The 23,464-nt window shown below is 49.1% G+C and carries 17 protein-coding genes and 1 pseudogene; 16 read left to right on the top strand and 2 right to left on the bottom strand.

Features of this window, described 5'->3' with window-relative positions:
* Positions 1 to 35 precede the first annotated feature (35 nt).
* The 10 genes from DWX76_RS02710 to DWX76_RS02760 all read left to right on the top strand — a co-directional run bounded on the left by DWX76_RS02710 (position 36) and on the right by DWX76_RS02760 (position 10,718).
* Positions 36 to 926 (top strand): S8 family peptidase, encoded by an 891-nt coding sequence (locus tag DWX76_RS02710; RefSeq protein WP_022359678.1) that lies wholly within the window; start codon positions 36 to 38, stop codon positions 924 to 926.
* 362 nt (positions 927 to 1,288) lie between these two features.
* The gene (gene recA / locus DWX76_RS02715) at positions 1,289 to 2,365 is read left to right on the top strand and encodes a recombinase RecA (RefSeq protein WP_022359677.1); all 1,077 of its coding nucleotides are present in this window, start codon (positions 1,289 to 1,291) and stop codon (positions 2,363 to 2,365) included.
* A gap of 95 nt (positions 2,366 to 2,460) precedes the next feature.
* Positions 2,461 to 3,069, top strand: coding sequence for a regulatory protein RecX (locus DWX76_RS02720; RefSeq protein WP_107000341.1), 609 nt, complete (start codon positions 2,461 to 2,463; stop codon positions 3,067 to 3,069).
* Between the two features lie 220 nt (positions 3,070 to 3,289).
* Complete coding sequence (gene rny, locus DWX76_RS02725) at positions 3,290 to 4,837, top strand: ribonuclease Y (RefSeq protein WP_107000340.1); 1,548 nt, start codon at positions 3,290 to 3,292, stop codon at positions 4,835 to 4,837.
* Positions 4,838 to 5,435: 598 nt separating this feature from the next.
* Positions 5,436 to 6,233 carry a pyrroline-5-carboxylate reductase gene (gene proC / locus DWX76_RS02735; protein ID WP_022359673.1) on the top strand — a complete coding sequence of 266 codons (798 nt, stop codon included), beginning with the start codon at positions 5,436 to 5,438 and terminating at the stop codon, positions 6,231 to 6,233.
* Positions 6,234 to 6,288: 55 nt separating this feature from the next.
* On the top strand, positions 6,289 to 6,861 hold the full coding sequence (locus DWX76_RS02740; protein ID WP_117796358.1) for an NUDIX hydrolase: 573 nt from the start codon (positions 6,289 to 6,291) through the stop codon (positions 6,859 to 6,861).
* A 213-nt stretch (positions 6,862 to 7,074) separates the two neighbouring features.
* Positions 7,075 to 7,635: a hypothetical protein gene (locus DWX76_RS02745; RefSeq protein ID WP_147353827.1), complete on the top strand. Its 561-nt coding sequence runs from the start codon at positions 7,075 to 7,077 to the stop codon at positions 7,633 to 7,635.
* Between the two features lie 363 nt (positions 7,636 to 7,998).
* Positions 7,999 to 8,844 (top strand): site-specific tyrosine recombinase/integron integrase, encoded by an 846-nt coding sequence (gene xerA, locus DWX76_RS02750; protein ID WP_118468091.1) that lies wholly within the window; start codon positions 7,999 to 8,001, stop codon positions 8,842 to 8,844.
* A gap of 135 nt (positions 8,845 to 8,979) precedes the next feature.
* On the top strand, positions 8,980 to 10,305 hold the full coding sequence (gene larA, locus DWX76_RS02755) for a nickel-dependent lactate racemase (RefSeq protein WP_118570070.1): 1,326 nt from the start codon (positions 8,980 to 8,982) through the stop codon (positions 10,303 to 10,305).
* Positions 10,305 to 10,718, top strand: a complete 414-nt coding sequence (locus tag DWX76_RS02760; RefSeq protein WP_243022437.1) for a sodium:solute symporter family transporter — start codon at positions 10,305 to 10,307, stop codon at positions 10,716 to 10,718. The genes larA and DWX76_RS02760 overlap by 1 nt, the downstream gene beginning before the upstream one ends.
* 40 nt (positions 10,719 to 10,758) lie before the next feature.
* On the opposite strand, the gene DWX76_RS02765 is transcribed toward DWX76_RS02760, so the two are convergent.
* Both DWX76_RS02765 and DWX76_RS02770 read right to left on the bottom strand, forming a co-directional pair.
* Positions 10,759 to 11,244: a hypothetical protein gene (locus DWX76_RS02765; RefSeq protein WP_107000334.1), complete on the bottom strand. Its 486-nt coding sequence runs from the start codon at positions 11,242 to 11,244 to the stop codon at positions 10,759 to 10,761.
* Between the two features lie 150 nt (positions 11,245 to 11,394).
* Positions 11,395 to 15,651 (bottom strand): 2-hydroxyacyl-CoA dehydratase, encoded by a 4,257-nt coding sequence (locus tag DWX76_RS02770; RefSeq protein WP_118570071.1) that lies wholly within the window; start codon positions 15,649 to 15,651, stop codon positions 11,395 to 11,397.
* A 351-nt stretch (positions 15,652 to 16,002) separates the two neighbouring features.
* On the opposite strand from DWX76_RS02770, the gene DWX76_RS02775 reads away from it, so the two are divergent.
* The 6 genes and pseudogenes from DWX76_RS02775 to DWX76_RS02800 all read left to right on the top strand — a co-directional run bounded on the left by DWX76_RS02775 (position 16,003) and on the right by DWX76_RS02800 (position 23,082).
* A complete protein-coding gene (locus DWX76_RS02775; protein WP_118570072.1) occupies positions 16,003 to 16,845 on the top strand; it encodes a rhomboid family intramembrane serine protease in 843 nt (280 codons plus the stop codon).
* A gap of 178 nt (positions 16,846 to 17,023) precedes the next feature.
* A pseudogene (gene pyk, locus DWX76_RS02780) lies at positions 17,024 to 18,459 on the top strand (pyruvate kinase).
* Between the two features lie 410 nt (positions 18,460 to 18,869).
* The gene (locus DWX76_RS02785) at positions 18,870 to 20,135 is read left to right on the top strand and encodes a diaminopimelate decarboxylase (RefSeq protein ID WP_118467901.1); all 1,266 of its coding nucleotides are present in this window, start codon (positions 18,870 to 18,872) and stop codon (positions 20,133 to 20,135) included.
* 168 nt (positions 20,136 to 20,303) lie between these two features.
* Positions 20,304 to 20,744: an RbsD/FucU domain-containing protein gene (locus DWX76_RS02790; RefSeq protein ID WP_118472097.1), complete on the top strand. Its 441-nt coding sequence runs from the start codon at positions 20,304 to 20,306 to the stop codon at positions 20,742 to 20,744.
* A gap of 14 nt (positions 20,745 to 20,758) precedes the next feature.
* Positions 20,759 to 21,850, top strand: a complete 1,092-nt coding sequence (locus DWX76_RS02795; RefSeq protein WP_118472096.1) for a sialidase family protein — start codon at positions 20,759 to 20,761, stop codon at positions 21,848 to 21,850.
* The gene (locus tag DWX76_RS02800; protein WP_118467907.1) at positions 21,847 to 23,082 is read left to right on the top strand and encodes an MFS transporter; all 1,236 of its coding nucleotides are present in this window, start codon (positions 21,847 to 21,849) and stop codon (positions 23,080 to 23,082) included. Before DWX76_RS02795 ends, DWX76_RS02800 begins: the two co-directional genes overlap by 4 nt.
* Positions 23,083 to 23,464: the final 382 nt, after the last annotated feature.

A 23,464-nucleotide genomic window follows, 5' to 3' on the forward strand; every position in this document is an offset into this window, starting at 1 on the left:
CTAACAGTAAGGGAAGAATATGGGGGCTTTTTCCTGTGAACCGGGCGAGAGAATGGATTCATTGCAATGAGGCGTACAGACGAGGACTGACAGGAAAAGGCGTCGGGGTGGCGATCCTGGACACAGGGGTATTTCTGCATCCGGATTTGGAAAATTGTGTTTACGGATTTCGGGATTTCCTTAAGAAAAAACAGCAGCCGTATGATGACAATGGGCATGGAACGCATGTGGCAGGGATGATTGCCGGCAGCGGCACGGCGTCGGCGGGACGCTATCAGGGTGTGGCGCCGGGGGCGCAGCTGGTCTGCCTGAAAGTGCTGGATCAGAGGGGAAATGGGTATGTATCGGATGTGCTGGCAGGGCTTCGCTGGGTGCGCCAGAATGGCAGCCAGTACGGGATCCGGATTATCAATATATCGGTTGGCTCCTTTACACCGAAGGGAATGAGCGAAGATTCGGCGCTGGTGCGCGGTGTCGATGCGGCGTGGGATGCCGGGTATGTGGTCGTGGTGGCAGCGGGAAATAATGGCCCAGCCGCGCACACGATCACAACGCCGGGGATCAGCCGGAAGGTCATCACGGTGGGATGTGCGGATGATGACCGGGAGGTAGAGGTGGCAGGCAGCCGGATGGTGGACTATTCGGGGCGGGGGCCGACGGACGCCTGCATCTGCAAGCCGGACATTGTGGCGCCTGGATCACGGATTGTGAGCTGTAACCTGCGGCGGAACGGGTACCGTTTTAAAAGCGGGACGTCCATGTCTACGCCGCTTGTCGCGGGGGCGGCGGCGCTTTTGCTGGAGCAGAACCCGGACATGACGAACCGGGATGTGAAGCTTCGCTTTAAAGAGCGGGCAGTGGATCTGGGGCTGCCGCGCAACCAGCAGGGCTGGGGAGCGCTGGATATCGGGCGGCTGTTAGAGTAGAAGCGGGGCGGTGCCAGATGACGTGTACAGGCAGACATTTTTGCAACGGAAGGTTTTGTGTGAACAGTAATGGTGGCAGCGTAACTGTATCGTACGGAATTTTCTGAACTGAAAATTCCGTACGACACAGTTCGGGTAGCAGCTTTTCTCGGCAAAATAATAGACAGAACCAGCCGGAAAATGATATAATTGTAGATACTTTGAATCGCAGAATCAGGTTATAGATCCGGCAGCATCCTGCAGTGCGTCCGGGGGAAAACCAAAAGAAAACAGTTGACATTTACAGCCGGATCCGCTATGATAGAACTAAGTTTAGAACATTTGTTCGTGATTGGCCGCGGAGCGGCGTTTTGGAGGGAAAGATGAATAAAGAAGACAAGCTGAAAGCATTGGATGCTGCGTTGACACAGATTGAGAAAGCATACGGAAAAGGCTCAGTGATGAAGCTGGGTGATTCTGGTGCGAATATGAATATAGAGACGATTCCGACCGGCTCCCTGAGCCTGGATATTGCACTGGGACTGGGCGGTGTTCCGAAGGGACGAATCATCGAGGTATACGGACCTGAGTCCAGTGGTAAGACGACGGTTGCCCTGCATATGGTGGCAGAAGTACAGAAGAGAGGCGGTATCGCTGGATTTATCGATGCAGAGCACGCACTCGATCCGGCATATGCGAAGAAGATCGGTGTTGATATCGATAATCTGTATATCTCCCAGCCGGACAACGGCGAGCAGGCTCTTGAGATTACCGAGACGATGGTGCGCTCCGGTGCGATCGATATCGTGATTGTGGACTCGGTTGCCGCACTGGTTCCGAAGGCAGAGATTGACGGCGAGATGGGTGATTCCCACGTAGGTCTGCAGGCACGTCTGATGTCGCAGGCACTCAGAAAGCTGACCGCAGCAATCAGCCGTTCAAATTGTATCGTTATTTTTATCAACCAGCTGCGTGAGAAGGTTGGTATCATGTTCGGAAACCCGGAGGTTACGACCGGTGGACGGGCACTCAAGTTCTATTCTTCTGTCCGCATGGATGTCCGCCGGATTGAGTCTCTGAAGCAGGGCGGCGAAGTAATTGGAAACCGTGTCCGCATCAAGGTTGTGAAGAACAAGATTGCTCCGCCATTCCGTGAGGCAGAGTTTGATATCATGTTCGGAAAAGGTATTTCCCGTGAGGGCGATATCCTGGATCTGGCGGCGAAGGAGAACATCGTGGAGAAGAGCGGCGCCTGGTATGCTTATGAGGGCAGCAAGATCGGTCAGGGACGCGAGAACGCGAAGAATTTCCTGGCAGCAAATCCGGAAATCTGCCTTGAGATTGAGAACAAGGTACGTGTCAAATACGGACTTTCCGAAGACACGATGATGCCGGAGGCGTCCAAGGAAGCACCGACGGAGCTTCCGCCGGTAGGAGTGGACGCAGAGGACGAAAAATAGAGTAAAATCCTGTTACAGGGCACATATGTGTGAACAGTAACAGGAAAAGTTACAGCTGGCAGCGTGTGAACTGTAGCTATGAAAAGGGGCTGTATATGCGGATTGAACGCGTAGAATCCCTGGATAAGAGAAAGTGCAAAGTTTTCACGGATGAGGACTTTGCCTTTCTTTTATATAATGGGGAATTAGAAAAATACGGTGTCTGTGAGGGCGCGGTTTTGGAAGAAAGAACGGAGAGGGAGCTTTTGGATCTTTTAAGCCGCCGGGCACATGAGAGGGCGCTGAATCTTTTGAAGGTGCAGGACCGGACGGAAGGAGAAATGTGCCGCCGCCTTTTCCAGGACGGGTATCCGGATTCGATCGTGCAGGAGACGATTGGATTTTTGCAGGAATATCATTTTGTGGACGATGCCAGATATGCGGCGAATTACCTGCAGGTTCATGGAAAGCGGAAAAGCCAGGCGGAATTGAAGCTTTACCTGCAGCGAAAAGGCATATCGCGCGAGATCATCCGGGAGCAGCTGGAAGAGACAGAACATGATTCGGGCGAGGCAATCCGCGTCTTGCTTGAGAAGAAGCATTACAGGGCGGGAGAGACAGCGCCGGAGGAGGAAAAAAAGATCATTGCCTATCTGATGAGGCGGGGATTTTCATGGGAAGATATCCGGAGAGAGATGAAGGAGCAGGAGGATGCACTTAGTTGACTTTCAGGCGCAGAGTCATTTACCAAAGATAATTTTGAATGGATTCTGTTTCATGATTGTGAACGTGCAAATGTATTATAAAACAGAACAGAACGCTGTCTGAAGGTGTCCCAGGAAGCTGGTTAGGAAGCGCTTATTCTGCTTGACATACTGTATAAAACCGTTTAAAATTATAGTATTGTATTTTCGTACAATGAAAACTAAATAAGGAGGTGCTCCTGTGTCACAAGTAATAATTGCGGTTATCGTTACAGGTGTTATTGTAGCAGCTATTACTTGGGTCGTTGCGAATCAGCATCGCCAGAAGACATATGAGGCGAAGATTGGAAGCGCAGAAGAACGATCCAGGGAAATAATAGATGAAGCATTGAAAATTGCTGAGACAAAGAAGCGAGAAGCTCTCCTTGAAGCGAAGGAAGAGTCGTTAAAGACAAAGAATGAGCTTGAGAAAGAAACAAAGGAAAGAAGAGCTGAGCTTCAGCGCTATGAAAGACGTGTACTGAGCAAAGAAGAAAACCTGGACAAAAAAGCAGAAGCGATGGAAAAGCGTGAAGCGGGTATGAATGTCAAGGAGGAGGCACTTAAGAGAAAGACTGCGGAGGCAGAGGCTCTCTATGAGAAAGGTATGCTGGAACTGGAGAAGATCTCCGGTTTAACCTCTGAACAGGCAAAGGAATATCTGCTGCGTTCCGTGGAAGAAGATGTAAAGCATGATACGGCGAAGCTGATCAAAGATCTCGAGGCGAAAGCGAAAGAGGAAGCAGAGAAGAAAGCCAAGGATTATGTGGTGACAGCGATTCAGCGCTGTGCTGCGGATCATGTGGCTGAGACAACCGTATCAGTCGTACAGCTTCCGAATGATGAGATGAAGGGACGAATTATCGGACGTGAGGGAAGAAATATTCGTACACTGGAGACTCTGACGGGCGTGGAACTGATCATCGACGATACGCCGGAGGCAGTTGTCCTGTCTGGCTTCGATCCAATCCGGAGAGAGGTAGCGCGTATTGCACTGGAACGTCTGATTGTGGATGGACGGATTCATCCAGCCAGAATCGAAGAGATGGTAGAGAAGGCACAGAAAGAAGTGGAAAACATGATGCGCGAGGAGGGCGAAGCGGCTCTTCTGGAAGTTGGCATTCATGGTATCCATCCGGAACTTGTCAAGCTGCTTGGTAAGATGAAATTCCGGACAAGTTACGGTCAGAATGCATTGAAGCATTCGATTGAGGTTGCACAGTTAGCCGGACTTCTGGCGGCTGAGGTGGGCGTCGATGTACGGACCGCCAAACGTGCAGGTTTATTACATGATATTGGAAAGGCAGTCGATCACGAGCAGGAGGGAACCCACGTAGAACTGGGTGTGGCGCTCTGTAAGAAGTACAAAGAGTCCGCAACCGTTATCAATGCAGTGGAAGCCCATCACGGCGATGTAGAGCCACAGAGCTTGATTGCATGTCTGGTACAGGCAGCTGATACGATTTCAGCGGCACGTCCAGGTGCGAGACGAGAGACTCTGGAAACATATACCAACCGTCTGAAACAGCTGGAGGATATCACGAACTCCTATAAGGGTGTTGATAAATCCTACGCAATTCAGGCAGGTCGTGAGGTGCGTATCATGGTTGTACCGGAACAGGTCAGCGACGATGATATGGTTCTGATGGCGAGAGAGATTTCAAAGCGGATTCAGGAAGAGTTACAGTATCCGGGACAGATCAAGGTCAATGTAATCCGTGAATCGAGAGTTACCGAGTACGCCAAATAAAACCCGGCAGCAGGGCTGCATGGAGTAAACTTGAGCATGAAAATAAAAGTCTTATGGATGAAGATACATTACATTCATAAGACTTTTTTGTTTCATGGGAAATTGCGTCCTATGAAACAAAAAAACGCTCCGCGAGGATGCGCGCTCGCGCGAAGCAGAAACATGTCGCAAGCGACCGCGCGAGACGCCCGAATGTGCCAAAGCACATTCTTTACATCTTTTTTGAGAGAGAAAGAAATACAGAAAAATACAGTTTTTTTTTCATGAAGCGGAAAACGGAAACTCTGTTTTTCGGACAGACTGAAAATTTGCATGAGCAGGGTAAAATAAAGGGTCGTGAGCGTGAAGGCAGGCGGAGAAATTTTGCTTGCAAACTGTCCAAAAGACGAGTATTATAGCATGATAGAGTTGAAAAATAGTGATTATTTAGCAGCTTCATGCATTTATTGTGGCGTAATGGTAAGAAGATTGAACCGTTACCAAGATGCTGAATAGAAAGCCAGATGTGGCTGTTGGAAAGAGCAGCTGCAGTCAGACAACAAATGGAGGCTCATCCGGCAGGGAAGTGCCGGATGGCAGATGGAGGGAGACAAAGATTATGGCGAAAATTGGTTTTATCGGAATGGGAAATATCGGCTATGCGATCATGCGAAGCCTGCTGAACAAATATAAAACGGAAGACATCACTTTTACGGATCTGAACCGCCGGAGAGTGGCACAGATAGAGAAAGAGACAGGTGTCAAGGCGGTTGACACAAACCAGGATTGTGCGGAAAATGCAAAATATATCGTATTAGCTATAAAACCGCAGTTTTATGACAATGTACTGGCAGATATCAAGGACCATGTAACGAAAGAAAATATTATTATTTCGATTGCACCGGGTATCACGATTGACAGTGTCAACGAGAAGCTGGGCGGTGACCGCCGTATCGTGCGTGCGATGCCGAACACGCCGGCGCTGATCGGCGAGGGTATGACAGGTGTCTGCTACGACAAGAAGCTGTTTGAAGAGACAGAAAAGCAGATGATCAGCAATTTCTTTGAATCTTTTGGTATGATGGAGATCGTTCCGGAATATATGATGAATGCGGTTGTATGTATCAGTTCCAGTGCACCGGCATACATCTATATGTTCATCGAGGCGCTGGCAGATGCGGGCGTTAAGTACGGCATGCCGCGAGATGTGGCTTACCGGATGGCGGCGCAGGGCGTTGTCGGCAGTGCGAAGATGGTACTCGAGACCGGCAAGCATCCGGGCGCACTCAAAGATGATGTCTGCTCGCCGGGCGGTACGACGATCTACGCGGTCAGCGTCCTGGAGGAGTATGGTTTGCGGAATGCGGTTATCAAGGCATGTGACGCATGCTATGAGAAGTGCATCGACCTGAAATAGTGAAAAAATGTTGAAAAAGAACCCAGAAGGAACCTGGATATAAGGGTGAGAAAATATGGAACAGGAAGTAGAAAAGCAGGCATCGCTGGAGTCCGTGCCGGTCAAACGCCTGAAACGAGAGTTAAAATATCAGGGAACCATCTTGAAAATGTACGAAGATACCGTCGAGGTAAACGGACATCAGGCAAAATGGGATTTTATCCATCATGACGGCGCGGCAGCGGTGCTTCCGGTTACGGAGGATGGAAAGATTCTCATGGTGCGTCAGTACCGCAATGCGCTGGACCGCTATACACTGGAGATTCCGGCTGGTAAGCTGGATTCGCCGGATGAGGCGAAGATTGACTGCGCGTACCGCGAGCTGGAGGAGGAGACGGGCTACCGTTGTGACCATCTGGAATATCTGATGAGCGTCAACACAACGATCGCGTTCTGTGATGAGGCGCTGGATATTTTTCTGGCACGCGATCTCAAGAAAACCCATCAGCATCTTGACCCGGACGAGGAGATTGAGGTAGAGGCGTGGGAACTTTCCGACCTTTTGAAACGGATCTACGCAGGAGAGCTGACGGATGGAAAGACTGTGTCCGCGATTCTGGCGTATGCCTGCAAAGCAGGACAGAAGTAAAAATAAGGATCAGCGAAGCACTGTGAGCATCTGTGATGAAATAAATATATGGATTAAACGTTGAAAGACGCATGAAGCTAACAGCATATAGAGGCAGATATAAAGGCATATTATAAAAAACACTGAATACAGATAAGGTAACAAAGGAATAGGCAGGGATTGCATGTGAAAAGGAGATTCCGGCTTCCGGCTTTAAGTACCTGGGATGTATCAGTGTTTTTTTGGATCCTTGGGATTGTATTGGGGACGATAGCAGCCGTTTGTTTTCAAATTTCGTCCGGGAGCGGACATGCCGGGCTGGAAAGTGTGCTGGCAGCGAGGCTTGGACAAGGAATTGGAGATCCATCGGGTGCCGGTTGGCATCTAAACGCCGGAATGAAGGCAGCCAGCCGGGGAACTTTGTTTTTTCAGGTCTGGCTGCAGCGGTCAGGGATGGCGCTGATGCTGTGGCTGGCAGGTATGACGCCGGTCGCATGTCTGGCTGCGTGGGGGGCTTGTCTCGTCTTAGGTCTGGAGCAGGCATGGCTGCTGGCAGGATTTACTGGCTGGGGCGGTTTTTGGGGACTGCCTGTATTTGTGGCGACGTTATTTCCACAGGTGGTGTTTTATATTCCTGTGTTCTGGCTGCTTCTTTCCTGGGCGCTTGCAAAGGAGAGGCGGATACGGACGGCTGGATTTTTAATCCTTTTATTGGTGCTGGGGATGGGAACTGCGCTGGAAGTGTGGCTGAATCCTGGTTTTGTATCATTACTGGTCTCACACTGCCTATTTTAATGGGGCTGTCCGAATAAAAATATAATTCAAAATTTACAACATATGGGGGTAAAAAAAGTGGACGCACCATATGTTGTATTTTTATGTAAATCAGTCGAAAAATGTAGGAAAAGTGGGGAAAATTATGTTTGATTTTATGGGAAAATGTAGATATAATGATACCTGCGGACGATAAAAGCCCTGTTTGTGGAGAAGAAGGTAAGTTGCAGATAGGGTGAGAAAACCTCAGGAGAATGGATGGTTCAGATGGAGAAATCGATAGGATTACCGCGGAACGATATCTGCCTGCAGGCTGGGGGTTTGGCAGAAAATGCCGTGAATAAAAGAATGGCGGAAATGGTTACGAGAATAGATTGGGGAAGTATGAGAGGGGAAGTAGACAGATTTGAACAGTACCTGCGGGAGGTAAAACAGGCATCGGAAAATACCGTACAGTCATATCGGAGAGATCTGATGCAGATGATTACTTATCTGGAGGAGAAAGAGATCCGGGAGGCGGCGAAGGTGACAAAGACCAGCCTGCATGGATATATTCTTCATATGGAAGAGCAGGGAAAGGCGGCTACCACCATTTCACGGATGATGGCGGCGATGAAAGCGTTTTTTAATTATGAATGTATGCAGGCATGCATCCGGCGGAACCCGGCGGAAAGTCTGCATGCGCCGAAAGTGGAGAAAAAGGCGCCGGTGGTCCTGAGTGTCGATCAGGTATCAGCGCTTCTGGCACAGCCATCCGGGCAGACACCGAAGGAGATTCGGGACAAGGCGATGCTGGCTCTTTTATATGCGACCGGAATCCGGGTGTCAGAGCTTATAGGGATCCAGATGGAAGATATCAATATGAACATTGGATTTCTGGTCTGTCGCGACGGGGAGAGGGAGCGGACGATCCCATTTGGACGTTCGGCGAAAGCAGCGCTGGAGGAGTATTTGGAACATGCGAGAAACGAGCTGCTGCGTGGAAAGGGATCGGACTATTTCTTTGTCAACTGTACGGGCGGCGCGATGAGCCGGCAGGGATTCTGGAAGATTATCAAATATTACGGCGAGAAAGCCGGGATTGAGGAAGATATCACGCCGCACACGCTGCGCCATTCCTTTGCGGCGCACCTGATTGCGAGAGGTGCAGACATGCGGGCGGTTCAGACGATTCTTGGACATTCGGATATGGCGACGACGCAGATGTATGCGGCGTACCGGGAAGATTGAAAAATATCATATAAATTATAAAAATAAAGCACCTGTTTTGTGAAAGACTTGACAAAACAGGTGCTTTATTATATACTTTAGTGGTTTAAAGCGCAAACGTTTAACGCGGATGAGAAAATGTGAAGGAGAAAGACAATGGAGCAAGTACATTTAAAGTACGGAACGTCGGCGGTCGATTTTGAGATTGACGGTGCGAAGAGTGTAAAATACCTGTATGAAAATAAGATGCGGGTCATTGAAGATATAAAAGCAGAATTTCTGCATTGTGTGACGGATGGTGTGATTGGCACGAAGCCGTTAAAGGAATTGATTGCACCGACCGATCCGGTTACGATCGTGATCAGTGATATGACGCGTTTCTGGATGCGTCAGGACGTGATCTGCGAGCTTCTGGTAAAATATCTGCACGATGAGATGGGCGTGGGATATGACCAGATTGCGGTTGTGGTTGCACTGGGAACACACCGCAAGAATACGGCGGAGGATCGCAGAAAACTTGCAAGCGAGTTTGTCTATGACCATGTAGCGAGCGTGACTGACCATGACTGCGATGCGCCGGATCTGGTATATATCGGTACGACGTCCTTCGGAACGCGTGTATCGGTCAATCCGCTGGCAGTCGGCAGAAAGGTCATCTGCATCGGCGGTACGGTGCACCATCTGATGGCAGGCTACGGCGGCGGAAGAAAGAGCATCGTTCCAGGTATTGCTTCCCGTGAGACGATCCGCATGAACCATGAGCGTGCGTTGGATCCGGAGAAACCGATGACGGATGTGCGTGTCGGCAGCGGTTTGGTGGAGAACAACCCGATCAATCTGGATATGCGCGAGGCAGGTGCCATGGTGCATGTTACGTTCGGTATCAATATCGTGGTAGATACGTCTTCCCGCCACAGCGGTTTATTCTGTGGTGAGTTTGACAAGGCATGGCAGGCAAGCTGCAGTTATGTACAGAAGGGATACGGACTACCGATTGACTATCAGGCAGATGTCGTAATTGCAAGCTGCGGCGGTTTCCCGAAGGATCTGAATTTTTATCAGTCCACCAAGACGCTGTTTAACGCATCGAGAGCGGTCAAAGAGGGCGGTACACTCATTATGCTGGCGGAATGCCCGGAGGGAAGCGGTTCCAAGGATTTCTTCGACTGGATTAAGCCTCTCTCTAAGGGATGCCTGGATGAGGCACTGCGTGCGTCTTTCACCATCGGTGGCTATATTTTCTACGCAGCCTGCGAGTCCATTCGTCGTTCGAAGACGCTGCTTCTGTCTTCCATGGAGCCGGAGCTGGTTCGGGATATGGGCGTAAGATCGTTTAAAGATATGAAGGATCTGCTGGCAGAGGTAGACTTTAACGGAAAAGATGTATATGTAATTCCGTACGGCGGAAGCGTGCTCCCGCAGACAAAGGAAGCCTACGAGCGTATTTGCCGCGAGGCAGAGGAAAATGGAGGCGCGAAGTAATGAATATTCCGCTGCTAATTGTTATTTTATATGTGCTTCTGCTGTTTGGCATCAGTATCTATGTGTCTTACAGCCAGAAAAAGGATTCAGAGAACTTCCTTTTATATAAAGGGAAAAATAATGCGTTTGTCGTGGCAGCTAGTATCGCGGGTCTGGCGATCGGCGGCGCTTCGACGATCGGTATCGCGGAGAACTCTTTTACCGTGGGGCTGTCGGCAGGCTGGTATGATACAGCATGGGCGATCGGCGCGGTTGTTTCTTCTATGCTGGCAGTCCGTTACCTGCGTAGAAGCCAGTACACGACCATCAGCGGTCTTGTAAGGGACCTCTATGGCACAAAGACGAAAATAGAAGAGCCAAAAATAGAAGAGTTTAAAGTAAAAAAGAACGTCAAACCCAAGCGAAAAACTTAGAATTTGACGTTCTTTTTGCATATTTATATTCGATTCGATGCTACTCAACCGTCCCGGCGTCTTTGATATAGGAAATGAAACTCTTCTTGATCGAGGTCACGATTTCTTTGCATTGTGTATATTCTTCGCTGTCGCTGGCATACTGCTCGTCGTAGTGCGGATCCAGAATGAAGATCTTGTTGCCGCAGAAGCCTAAGATGGTGCAGCCGTTTAAATCGCGGTAATGCGTGTCCTCAAATGCGAGAATGCGGAAGAGAAGTCCGCCTCCGTTGGCTTCATAGGCTGTTTTTTCATATACCTCGTAGGAATCCCCGCTCGGAACCATGATGAGTCTCGAAAATGCCTGGGATGGAAGTTTGAATGAAAAATCGTCGGTAATTACTTTGGAGCCGGTCAGCTCGATGGAGAGGTTGTCCGGGTCCTCCTGAGAAAAACTCACAACCTGTGCGGAATAATCAGCTGCATAAGACGGCGTCACGTAGAGAGCCGCAGCCAGAGCCGCGCAGAGGAATAATTTTGATTTCATCCTGAGATCTCCTTTTAGTCTGTCTTTTTGTTCCCCTATATAGAAGATAGGCTATGGAACCCACAGCCTATCTTAAACTCCATATAAATTTATTATAGCACAGACGTCTTTAAAAGTCAGCTGGAAATTTTATCCAAAATCAATTCAAAATCATCCAATTCTTGACTCCGTTTTCCTTTCTGGCAGGTTCTTCTGTGCGGTGGAAAGCATCAGTTTGATACGGTTCAGCTGATTGACTTCGCTGGCACCCGGATCGTAGTCTACGGCGATGATATTCGCCTCCGGATGGCTGGCGCGCAGTTCCTTGATGACGCCTTTTCCGACGATGTGGTTCGGCAGGCAGCCGAACGGCTGGGTGCAGATGATGTTCGTCGTGCCGCTGTGAATCAATTCCAGCATCTCACCAGTCAGGAACCATCCCTCGCCGGTCTGATTGCCGAGGGAAACGTAATGCTTCGCCATCGACGCCAGATCCTGAATCCGTGCAGGCGGAAGGAAATGTGTGCTGCGTTCCAGTTCGCGGCGGCAGGTGCGGCGGAAATACTCCAGCAGGGAGATTCCCATGTTGCACAGGTGTGCGGTGGAGCGCTTGCCGCCCAGATTGTCGGCTTTGAAGTTGCTGTTGTAGAAGCAGTAAAGCAGGAAATCAAGCAGATCCGGCATTACAGCCTCGGCACCCTCGGCTTCCAGAAGCTCTACCACGTGGTTGTTTGCTAACGGGGAGAATTTTACCAGGATCTCGCCGATAATGCCAACCCTCGGTTTCTGGACATCGCGTCTCGGAAGTTCGTCGAAGTCATGGATAATACCGCGGATGTTGCGGTTAAACTCTGCCATGGATAAAGAGTGTTTCTGCAGCGATTTGATGCAGATTGCTTTCCATTTCTCATGCAGGGCATTGGCGGAACCGGCTTTTGCCTCGTATGGGCGGGTCGCATAGAGAACCCGCATGAAGAGGTCACCGTAGACAACCGCCTGCATTGCCTTGGTGAGAAGCGGCAGGGTAATCTTGAAGCCCGGATTCGTCTCCATGCCGTTGGCATTTAACGAGATAACCGGAATCTGCGGCATACCGGCGCGCTCTAAGGCACGGCGGATAAAGCCGATATAGTTGGAAGCACGGCAGCCGCCGCCGGTCTGGCTCATGATAACAGCTGTATGCTCTAAGTCGTATTTGCCGGAGAGCAGCGCATCCATGATCTGACCAACCACGATCAGGGACGGGTAGCAGGCGTCGTTGTTGACGTACTTAAGTCCTGTGTCGATAGCGGTACGGTCGGAGTTCTGCAGCACCTCCAGGTTGTAACCACAGCTTCGGACTGCCGGTTCGATGAGGTCGAAATGGATCGGCGACATCTGCGGGCAGAGGATTGTGTAGTTTTTCTTCATTTCCTTCGTGAAATAAACACGGCTGTATGCGCTGGAAACGATCGGTTTATGGTAGTGGCGCATCTCGCGCACACGAATTGCGGCGATCAGGGAGCGCACACGGATACGTGCGGCGCCGAGGTTGTTGACCTCGTCGATCTTGAGCAGCGTATAAATTTTGCCGGAACGGGTCAGAATATCATTGACCTGATCAGTAGTAACTGCATCCAGACCGCATCCGAAGGAGTTGAGCTGGATCAGATCCAGGTTTGGCTGTGTCTTCACATAGGAAGCTGCCTCGTAGAGGCGGGAGTGGTACATCCACTGGTCGGTGACGATCAGCGGACGGTCAACGCGTCCTAAATGGGAGACGGAGTCCTCGGTCAGCACGGCAAAACCGTAGGAAGTGATGAGTTCCGGAATGCCATGGTTGATCTCCGGATCTACATGGTACGGTCTGCCTGCCAGCACGATGCCGTGGTGTCCGGTTTCTTTTAACCAGGCGATGACTTCCTCGCCCTTCTTTTCCATATCCTGACGGGAGGCGATGAGTTCCTGCCATGCCTTGTGAGCGGCGGCGCGGATCTCTTTCTCCGGGATCGACTGATCCCTGGTAAATTCTTCGACCAGACGTTTTGTCAGGATTTCCTCATTTGTAAATGCCATAAACGGATTCCGGAAATGTACCTTGTGATCCGTCAGGGATTCTACGTTGTTTTTGATGTTTTCCGCGTAGGATGTGACCATCGGGCAGTTGTAGTGATTTCCCGCTTCCGGGGTTTCGTTGCGCTCGTAAGGAACGCACGGATAGAAAATGTAGGTCAGTCCCTGGCGGATCAGCCATTCGATATGACCGTGCGCGAGTTTTGCCGGGTAGCACTCGGATTCGCTCGGGATTGATTCAATACCAAGTTCGTAGATCTGTCTTGTCGATTTCGGGGACAGAACGGTGCGGTACCCCAGTTCCTTGAAGAAGACTGCCCAGAACGGGTAGTTTTCATACATATTCAGGACACGTGGGATGCCGACGGTACCGCGCGGCGCCAGATCGGCGGTCAGCGGTTCATAATCGAACATACGGTGGTATTTATAGTCGAATAAGTTCGGAATGTCTTTTTTCTGTTTGTTGCCGCCCAGTCCGCGCTCACAGCGGTTTCCGGTCACGAACTGACGTCCGCCATCGAAACGGTTGATCGTCAGGACGCAGTGGTTTGTACAACCCTGGCAGCGTGCCATCGTCGTCTTGTAGGTCAGGCTTAAGATCTTGTCGATCGGCAACATCGTGGTCGTCTTGGAAGCATCGTAGCGCTCACGGGCAATCAGAGCCGCGCCGTAGGCACCCATGATACCGGCAATGTCCGGGCGGACTGCCTCACAGCCGGAGATCTTCTCAAAACTGCGGAGAACCGCATCGTTGTAGAAGGTACCGCCCTGTACGACCACGTGTTTTCCGAGATCGGAGGCGTTGGTAATCTTGATAACCTTAAACAGGGCGTTTTTGATGACGGAGTAAGCCAGTCCGGCAGAAATATCTGCGACGGAAGCGCCCTCTTTCTGTGCCTGTTTGACGTTAGAGTTCATGAAAACAGTACAGCGGGTACCGAGGTCGGTCGGATTTTTGGCAAAGAGTGCCTCCTTGGCAAAATCCTGTACGCTGTAATTTAAGGATTTAGCAAATGTCTCGATAAAGGAGCCGCAGCCGGACGAACAAGCTTCGTTGAGCTGTACGCTGTCTACGGTGCCGTCCTTGATCTTGATGCATTTCATATCCTGACCGCCGATATCAAGGATGCAGTCTACATCCGGCTCAAATGCCGCCGCTGCGTAGTAGTGGGAGATCGTCTCGACCTCGCCCTCATCCAGCATCAGGGCAGATTTTAAGAGCGCTTCACCGTAACCGGTGGAGCAGGAATAAGCGATCTGTGCTTTCTCAGGAAGCTGGTCGTGGATCTCCTGCATCGCGCGGATCGCCGTCGCCAGCGGGCTGCCGTTGTTGTTGCTGTAGAAGCGGTATAGAAGAGAGCCGTCCTCGCCGACAAGCGCCACCTTGGTTGTGGTGGAACCGGCGTCAATGCCGAGGTAGCAGTTGCCTTCGTAGGTCGCTAAATCACCTTTTTTGACGTCATGACTTGCATGGCGGGTTCTGAATTTTTCATAGTCAGCTTCATCAGTAAAGAGGGGTTCCATCCGCTTTACCTCGAAATCCATCTTGATGCCGTGGGAAAGCCGTTCGATCAGATCGTGCAGGCTGGCAGTCGTCTTCGGATCAGAGTTCATCGCCGCGCCGATCGCCGCAAACAGATGCGAGTGATCCGGGGCAATGATCTGGTCCGTCCCCAGATTCAGGGTGCGGATAAATGCCGCGCGCAGCTCCGAGAGGAAATGAAGCGGTCCACCGAGAAACGCAACATTGCCGCGGATCGGCTTGCCGCATGCCAGACCGCTGATGGTCTGATTGACAACCGCCTGGAAAATGGAGGCGGACAGATCCTCTTTGGTTGCGCCCTCATTGATGAGGGGCTGGATATCCGTCTTGGCGAAAACGCCGCAACGCGCCGCGATCGGATAGATTGCCTTGTAATTTTTCGCATACTCATTAAGACCGGATGCGTCCGTCTGAAGCAGCGAAGCCATCTGGTCAATAAAAGAGCCGGTACCTCCGGCGCAGATTCCGTTCATACGCTGGTCAATGCCGCCGGTAAAATAAATAATTTTCGCATCCTCGCCGCCAAGCTCGATGGCAACGTCGGTCTGCGGGGCATAATCCTTCAGGGATGTGGCAACCGCTACAACCTCCTGGACAAATGGAATGCCCAGATGCTTAGAAAGTGTTAAACCGCCGGAACCAGTGATGACCGGCTCGACGGTCAGTGCGCCAAGTTTCTCTTCACCCTCACGGAGCAGGTCCGCGAGCGTCTCCTGTATGTTTGCAAAATGACGTTTATAATCGGCGAAAAGAAGCTTACCGCCGTCTTCAATAATAGATACTTTAACCGTTGTGGAACCGATGTCGATTCCTAATTTTTTACAGGAATTCATGTACAATCGGGGCAGTGCCCTTCCCTCCTTTGTATTACACATGTATTCGGCTATACTTTAACATAGAATAAGGAAGAAAACAATCGGTAGGGTGCGTTAAAAAGATGCTAAAAATGTGCAAAATTTGTTAATATCGCGCATAATGGGAGAAGGGCGTTCCTGTACAAGGAAAGGCATTTTCTGCGTGGAAAATACCGCTTTTTCTGAGTTGGAATGCAGCCATTACAGAGCGCAGGCGTGCACTTTTGGAACCGAATGTGCCGTAAGATAACGTGGTGGAAGCGACAATATAATTTGACAAAGAATCCGCCGCTCTCTATAATGGAAGGAAAACGGAAAAGGATGTGAATTATGAATTTTTTTAGAAAATTAGAGCGCAAATTCGGTCGGTTTGCGATCCCGAATCTGATGTACTACATCATCATGATGTATGCGGCTGGATTTGTGATGAGCCTGTTTAATCCATATTTTTACGTGCAGTATCTGGCACTTGATGCGGCGGCGATCCTGCGGGGGCAGGTGTGGAGAATCGTGACCTTTCTCGTATGCCCGCCTCAGTCGGGCGTCCTCTTTGCGCTGCTCGCGATGTATCTCTATTATTCGATTGGATCGACGCTGGAGCGCGTGTGGGGAACCTTCCGATTTAATATGTTTTTCTTTATGGGCGTGCTGGGACACATCATCGCGGCATTCCTGGTGTACGGTGTGACCGGCTTTTCGGTGCCGATGTCCCCGTATTACTTAAATGAATCGCTGTTTCTGGCGTTTGCCTGCACCTTCCCGGAGATGCAGTTCCTTCTGATTTTTATTCCGATCCGGGCGAAATACCTCGGAATGATGTACGGAGCGCTTCTGGTCTACAGTTTTTTAACGGGTGGCATTATCGCGAAAATTGAGATTGTTGTTTCGATGCTCAATTTTATCGTTTTCTTCCTGATGACGCGCAACTATCGGAAGGCCAGTCCGAAAGAGATGATCCGTAAGCAGAAGTTTAAAAACGAGATGCAGAAGGCGCAGATTCAGAAAATTTCGCTGACGCATCATAAATGTGCAGTCTGCGGACGCACCGAGAAGGATGATCCGAACCTGGAATTCCGCTATTGTTCGAAGTGTGCGGGAAATCTGGAATATTGCATGGATCATCTGTATACGCACAAACACGTGACCGAAGAAGAATTGAAAGATTCTAAATAGAATCAGGCGGTGGATTGTTTTTTAGCAGGGGAGTAACTGTTCAGCAGGTCTGCGCATTTACTGAACAGTTACGCAGGGGGTTTAAATAGGCTGGATAAAGCATACAAAAGAGGCTATAAATGATTCGCTGATGGGAAAATTCTTAAAAAAATGACAGAATATGAGGAGGAATAACAGCATGAAAAAGACAAAGATTGTCTGCACAATGGGACCAAACACCGATAACCGGGAGATTATGAAGGAATTGGCGTTAAATGGCATGGATGTCGCACGTTTTAACTTTTCGCATGGCGATCATGCGGAGCATAAACATCGTTTGGAGATTCTGGAAAGTGTGCGCGAGGAGCTGGGGATTCCGATCGCATCGCTTCTGGATACCAAGGGACCGGAAATCCGTACCGGCAAATTAAAAGATGGAAAGAAAGTGACGCTGAAAGAGGGCGATCTGTATACGCTGACGACCGAGGAGATTGTGGGGGATGAGACACGCGGCTACATCAACTATGCGGGGCTGGCGGAGGATGTAAAGCCGGGCGACCGCATTTTGATCGATGATGGCCTGATTGAGCTACACGTGCGGGAGGTCAATGGAACAGACATCGTCTGCCGGATTGAAAATGGCGGCGAGCTGGGCGAGAAGAAGGGCGTCAATGTACCGGGAGTACGGGTCAAGCTTCCGGCGCTGACCGATAAAGATAAGGAAGACATTCGTTTCGGCGTGGATGCAGGCTTTGATTTTGTGGCGGCTTCGTTCGTCCGCAATGCCGATGCGATCCGCGAGATCCGGGAGATTCTGGATGAAAAAGGTTCTGCCATGCAGATTATCGCTAAAATCGAGAATGAAGAAGGAATTGAAAATATTGATTCCATCATTGAGGCGAGCGACGGCATCATGGTAGCCCGGGGCGATATGGGCGTGGAGATACCGGCAGAGAAGGTTCCGCACATTCAGAAGATGATCATCCGCAAGTGTAACTTAGCGTGCAAGGTCGTTATCACGGCGACCCAGATGCTCGATTCAATGATCCGCAACCCGCGACCAACGCGTGCCGAGGTATCGGATGTGGCGAATGCAGTGTATGAGGGAACCGATGCGGTCATGCTGTCCGGCGAGACGGCGATGGGAAGTTACCCGATCGAGGCAGTCCGCATGATGAGCCAGATCGCCGAGGAGTCGGAGAAATATCTGGATTATATGTTCTACCAGAGAAGAAAGGTATCGGCGGAAAATCTTCGAAATATATCTAATACGGTATGTTATTCGTCCGTAGCGACCGCCTCCGATCTGGAAGCGCCGGTCATTGTGGCGCCGAGTGTCAGCGGATTTACGACGAGAATGCTTTCGAAATGGCGTCCGAAAGCATTGATTGCAGGACTTTCCCCGAGCATGACGCTGTCCGCCAGATGCAGCTCTACTGGGGTGTTAAGCCATTCCATGCAAAACGCGCCGAATCGACGGATGCGCTCTTATTTGCATCGGTGGAATTGCTGAAAGAGAAAGGTATCGTCAAAGAGGGTGAGATTGTGGTTGCAACCGCGGGTGTGGTGACACGTGCCAACCGCCATGAACCGGTAGCTGATACGAATATTATGCGTGTAATGGTGGTAGAGTAGAAACTGGATTCTGCGCCTGAATCTGTGCCCGGTTCATAGATGTATCTGGAAAATGATTCAATTTGTCCGGAGTTTGTGTCCTGGCGGAGAAAAGGAGAAAAATACCAGTTACTGTTCACAGGTAGGCACTTTTGGAACCGAAAGTGCCGTAGAAAACGTGGTGGCAGCAGGAATTTGCCGTATTTAAATGCGAAGCCACGGCAAATTCCGTTACTGGGCACGTATGCGTGAACAGTAACAAATACCGCCCATTTGTGGGCGTTTTTCGGGAAATCAGTTGATAAAACACGGTTTTTGGTGTATAAATAGTAGCAGGACAAAGGAGTCTGGGCGTGCCGGGAGTAGTGTATGTTCCCGGTAGTCCAGACTTTTTAGTTTTATATGTAGATTTTAGTTCGGAGGATGTAAAAGTGGAGAAGAAACCATTTGTAACACGGGAGCAGCTGGAGGAGATCAAGAAAACATACCCGACACCGTTCCACCTGTATGATGAAAAGGGAATCCGCGAGAATGGCGAGCGCCTGATGCGTGCATTTTCCTGGAACAAGGGATTCAGAGAGTATTTTGCTGTAAAGGCAACACCGAACCCATTTGTAATTGATATTTTAAAGAAACTTGGATGCGGCGTGGACTGCTCTTCGCTGACAGAGCTTATGATGGCAAAGGCGATGAAGTACGATGGCGAGAAGATCATGTTCTCCTCCAACGATACACCGCCGGAGGAATTCAAGATGGCTGCCGAGCTGGGCGCGATCATCAACCTTGATGATTTTACGCACATTGATTTCCTGGAGAAGACGATCGGTTATATTCCGGAGACGATCAGCTGCCGTTACAATCCGGGCGGACTGTTCAAGATCAGCAATGATATCATGGACAACCCAGGCGATGCGAAATACGGTATGACAACCGAGCAGTTATTTGAGGCATTCAAGGTGTTGAAAGCAAAAGGTGCGAAACATTTCGGTATCCATGCTTTCCTTGCAAGCAATACGGTTACAAATGAGTATTATCCGATGCTTGCGAAGGTATTATTTGAGGTGGCGGTCAAGCTGAAAGAAGAGACCGGCGCAGATATTAAATTTATCAACCTGTCTGGTGGCGTTGGCATTCCTTACCGCCCGGATCAGGAGCCGAACGATATCTTTGCAATCGGCGAGGGCGTCCGCAAGGTTTATGAGGAAGTTCTGGTTCCGGCTGGCATGGGCGATGTAGCGCTTTATACAGAGATGGGACGTTTCATGCTGGCGCCGTATGGCTGCCTTGTGACAACGGCAATCCATGAGAAACACACCTACAAAGAGTATATCGGTGTGGACGCGTGTGCAGTCAACCTGATGCGCCCGGCGATGTACGGCGCATACCATCACATCACGGTCATGGGAAAAGAGAACGAGCCGTGCGACCACAAATACGATGTAACCGGTTCCCTGTGCGAGAACAATGATAAATTTGCGATTGACCGGATGCTTCCGAAGATTGATATGGGCGATATCCTTGTCATCCATGATACCGGCGCACATGGTTTTTCGATGGGCTACAACTACAACGGAAAGCTGCGTTCGGCTGAACTGCTCCTGAAAGAGGATGGTTCCGTGGAGATGATCCGCCGGGCAGAGACACCGAAGGATTATTTTGCGACCTTTGATTTCTGTGATCTGTTTAAGAATATTTAGTCCATAAAAAATTGAAAAAGAACGGATTCTGTACAAGATGTGACAGAGTCCGTTCTTTTTATGCCATATTTTATCGAAAGCATTGACTTTTTTGTTCTTTCCTCTATACTTATCATATAACGTAATGACATTATATAACATAATGCTGCAAAAAGGAGGAAGTAGTATATGATTAAGAACACGGTGATTAACGCAGAGCTTGGATATGCATTAGCCACGGCCCGCCATAAGGATGCAATTGTGATTTGTGATGCTAATATGCCGATTCCGGATGGCTGCAATGTAATTGATGTGTCACTGATAAGAGGAGTTCCAACCCTTGAACAGACGATGTGCGCAATCATGAACGACCTGGTGGCAGAGCGTTACGAAGTGTTTGAGTTAATGCCCCAGTATAATGATGCTATGTATCAAAAGATTCAGTCGCTGCTGCCGCAGCTGCCTGGCGGAACCATCAGCCAGGATCGCTTAACGGAAACGATGCAGAAGGCCAAAGTCGTAGTGCGTACCGGTGATTTTGGCAGCTGCTGTACGATGGTATTATATTCAGCCTCCGGAATGGATAAATATGTAAAACAATATGACTGTTCTTTTTCACTGGAGAAGTAAGATAGGAGGACCATATGGCAGAAAAAAAATATACCCGGATTGTGGTAGAAGAAAATAATGAGCATGGTTTTGATTCCTATCGCGTACCGGGAATCGTGACAGCCTCCAATGGGGATTTGCTCCTGACCTATGAAGGAAGAAAAGGTGGAGGAAACAGCCGAACTCTGTTTTTAAGAAGATATCGCATGATAGGTGAAACGATAGAGCCAATCGGCGAGCGGGTTACGATGGTTTCTCCCAAAGACGATGAGCTGATTCATAATCCCTTGTTAATAGCAGCAGCGGAGGGAAAGCTCTATTTTTTCTGGTGTCAGGATTATAAGAGATTATTTTTGAAAGAAAGCGATGATAATGGTGTTTCATTTGGAACGGAAAGGGAGTTGACATCCCTGATTGACGGATTCCGGAAAGAATGGCCGGTTACATTGTGGGCGATTGCACCTGGTCATGGAATAAGCAAAAAAGATGGGACACTGATACTTCCATTGTGGCTGAGCCGTGGGGAAAATGCCCATCTCCCAGCTTGTTTTGCATGTCTATCCAGTCAGGATCAAGGAAAAACATGGAGATGCAGCAGTGTAGTTCCGGCGGGAAACGGGGTTGGCGATCCCACAGAAAGCTCCGTGGCAGAACGGAGTGATGGAACACTGCTTGCAACCATGCGCCATGAAATTCCGGGAGTCAGAAGAAGAGCTTTTTGTGAAAGCAAAAAAGAGATAGATGGGGAAGATACTATACGCTGGGGAGAACCCTGGTTAAATCAAGAACTTCCGGATCCAATCTGTGGAGGCGCTCTTTTGTCACTGTCAGATGGGAAGATGGCTTTTGTTAATTGTGCCTATGGAGATGAACCGGCGCTGGAACGGCAGAAACAGGGAGAGTCTGTTCGCTGGAGTCTTGACGCTCGTCAGAAGCTCACGATTCGGCTTAGTAAAGATGATGGTGTTACATGGAACGATGGACTTATGATAGCAGAAGAAGGGGGAGCATCGGATCTTGCAGGAAAGGATGCGATTGCTTGCTTTTACGAGGAAGGCTGGCAGGATGGAAACTGTATTTTTAATCAGAGATTATCGCTGGCGGTTATTCCTTTGGTTTTGTTATGACTGGGGCGGGAAAAGATACATTAGTGAAAGGGAAAAGGAGCTGTACTGTTCTGTTTTTTTCGGCTTATTTTATTTATTATGCGGTCTATTGTGTCTTTTCGAGTTTCATCGTTTTGTTTTTAACAGAGCAGGGCTATAGCGCCACAGTCTGCGGAATTATTACCAGTTTGACATTTTTGGCCAATCTTTTGATGGAACCGGTGGGAGGCTATATAACAGATACATTTCTGCCCACCAGAAGATACCTTTTAGTTTGTATCGGTATCGTATCAATGGTGTGTGCTTTTTGCACAAAATTCATGAACCAGTCATGGCTGCTTCTGCCGGGGCTGGTTCTGGCAGCCGGATTGGCCTATCCCTTTAGTCAGCTGATGGATGCCTGGGTTAATTTAAGTAAGGAAAGTTATCCGGGATTGATATACAGCCGGATTCGTGCCGGTGGTTCCATTGGATTTGCAGTGATGTCAGTGATTGGAGGATTTTATTTCAAACACTGGGGATGGAATCGTTATTTTCAGATGCAGATTCTTTTATTTCTTATGATGATTCCATTTCTCATCCTGCTTCCGGATACCAGGCTTGGCAATCATCGAAAGAAAGGGGAGGCAGAGAAAAGTCTTTCGTTTGTTCAGGCGTTTCAGCAATTGGTAAAAAGCCGTCGTTTTTTGTTTTGTTTAACAATAAGCACTCTTTATTGGTTCAGTCATCGGCCAGTTGGCAGCTTCCTGTCATTGATTATTGCGGAGCGTGGAGGAGATGCGGAATTATTTGGAAATGTTTGTGGAATAGGAGCTGCAGTAGAGTTTTTGAGTCTGCTTTTGTTAGCCTATATTGGAAAAAAGAAAACCTATCCGGCCCTCTGGGGGATGGCAGCAGCTTTGGGCACAAACCTGCTTCGTCCGATTTGCTTTCAGCTTTTTTCGGGTGAGTGGTCTCTTTATCTGGGGCAGATTCTTCAGTCCGTCAGTTTTGCCCTTTATATGAGTGCCAGCGTAGAGTGTTTTGCGGAAACATCGGATGAACGTCTGAAAAGCTTTAGTATTTCCATTGGTCTAACCATCAGCAGTGTGATCGGAACCGTATGTGCAAACATGGCAGGGGGGAAGCTGTGCGATCTGTTTTACCCGGAATTCTTGATTCTCTTTAGCTTTTTGTTGGGAAGCATGAACCTCCTATTTTTTATTCTTGTTTTTTTAAAAGAGAGGCTTGACAATAAAAAGATGCAGTGTTAGAATGAGAGACATCAAAAGATTATATAATGTTATAAGATGAAAGTGGAACTGCTCTCCAACGAAGGAGAGAGTTCCACTTTTTGCGTATAATAACGCAAATGAATCAAAAGTTGGCAAAATTTACAAAAAAGAAAGGAGAAAACCTATGATAATATAAAAAGCGACGATGAAAAATAAATTTATACTTGCAAAATGAATCAAAGTATGGTAAAAATAACATAACGATATATGATGTCTTTGAAGGTATTATAATATAAGGGGATCTGGACGAGTATTTGAATGGATAGGTCGGCCAGAGCAGAGAAAACCAGGAACCCCTTATAGCACATGACATTATATGATAGAAATTAATTTTAAAGGAAGGAGAGTACGTATTCGCAGC

The organism is Clostridium sp. AF21-20LB, assembly GCF_003478795.1.
Classification (GTDB): domain Bacteria; phylum Bacillota; class Clostridia; order Lachnospirales; family Lachnospiraceae; genus Otoolea; species Otoolea fessa.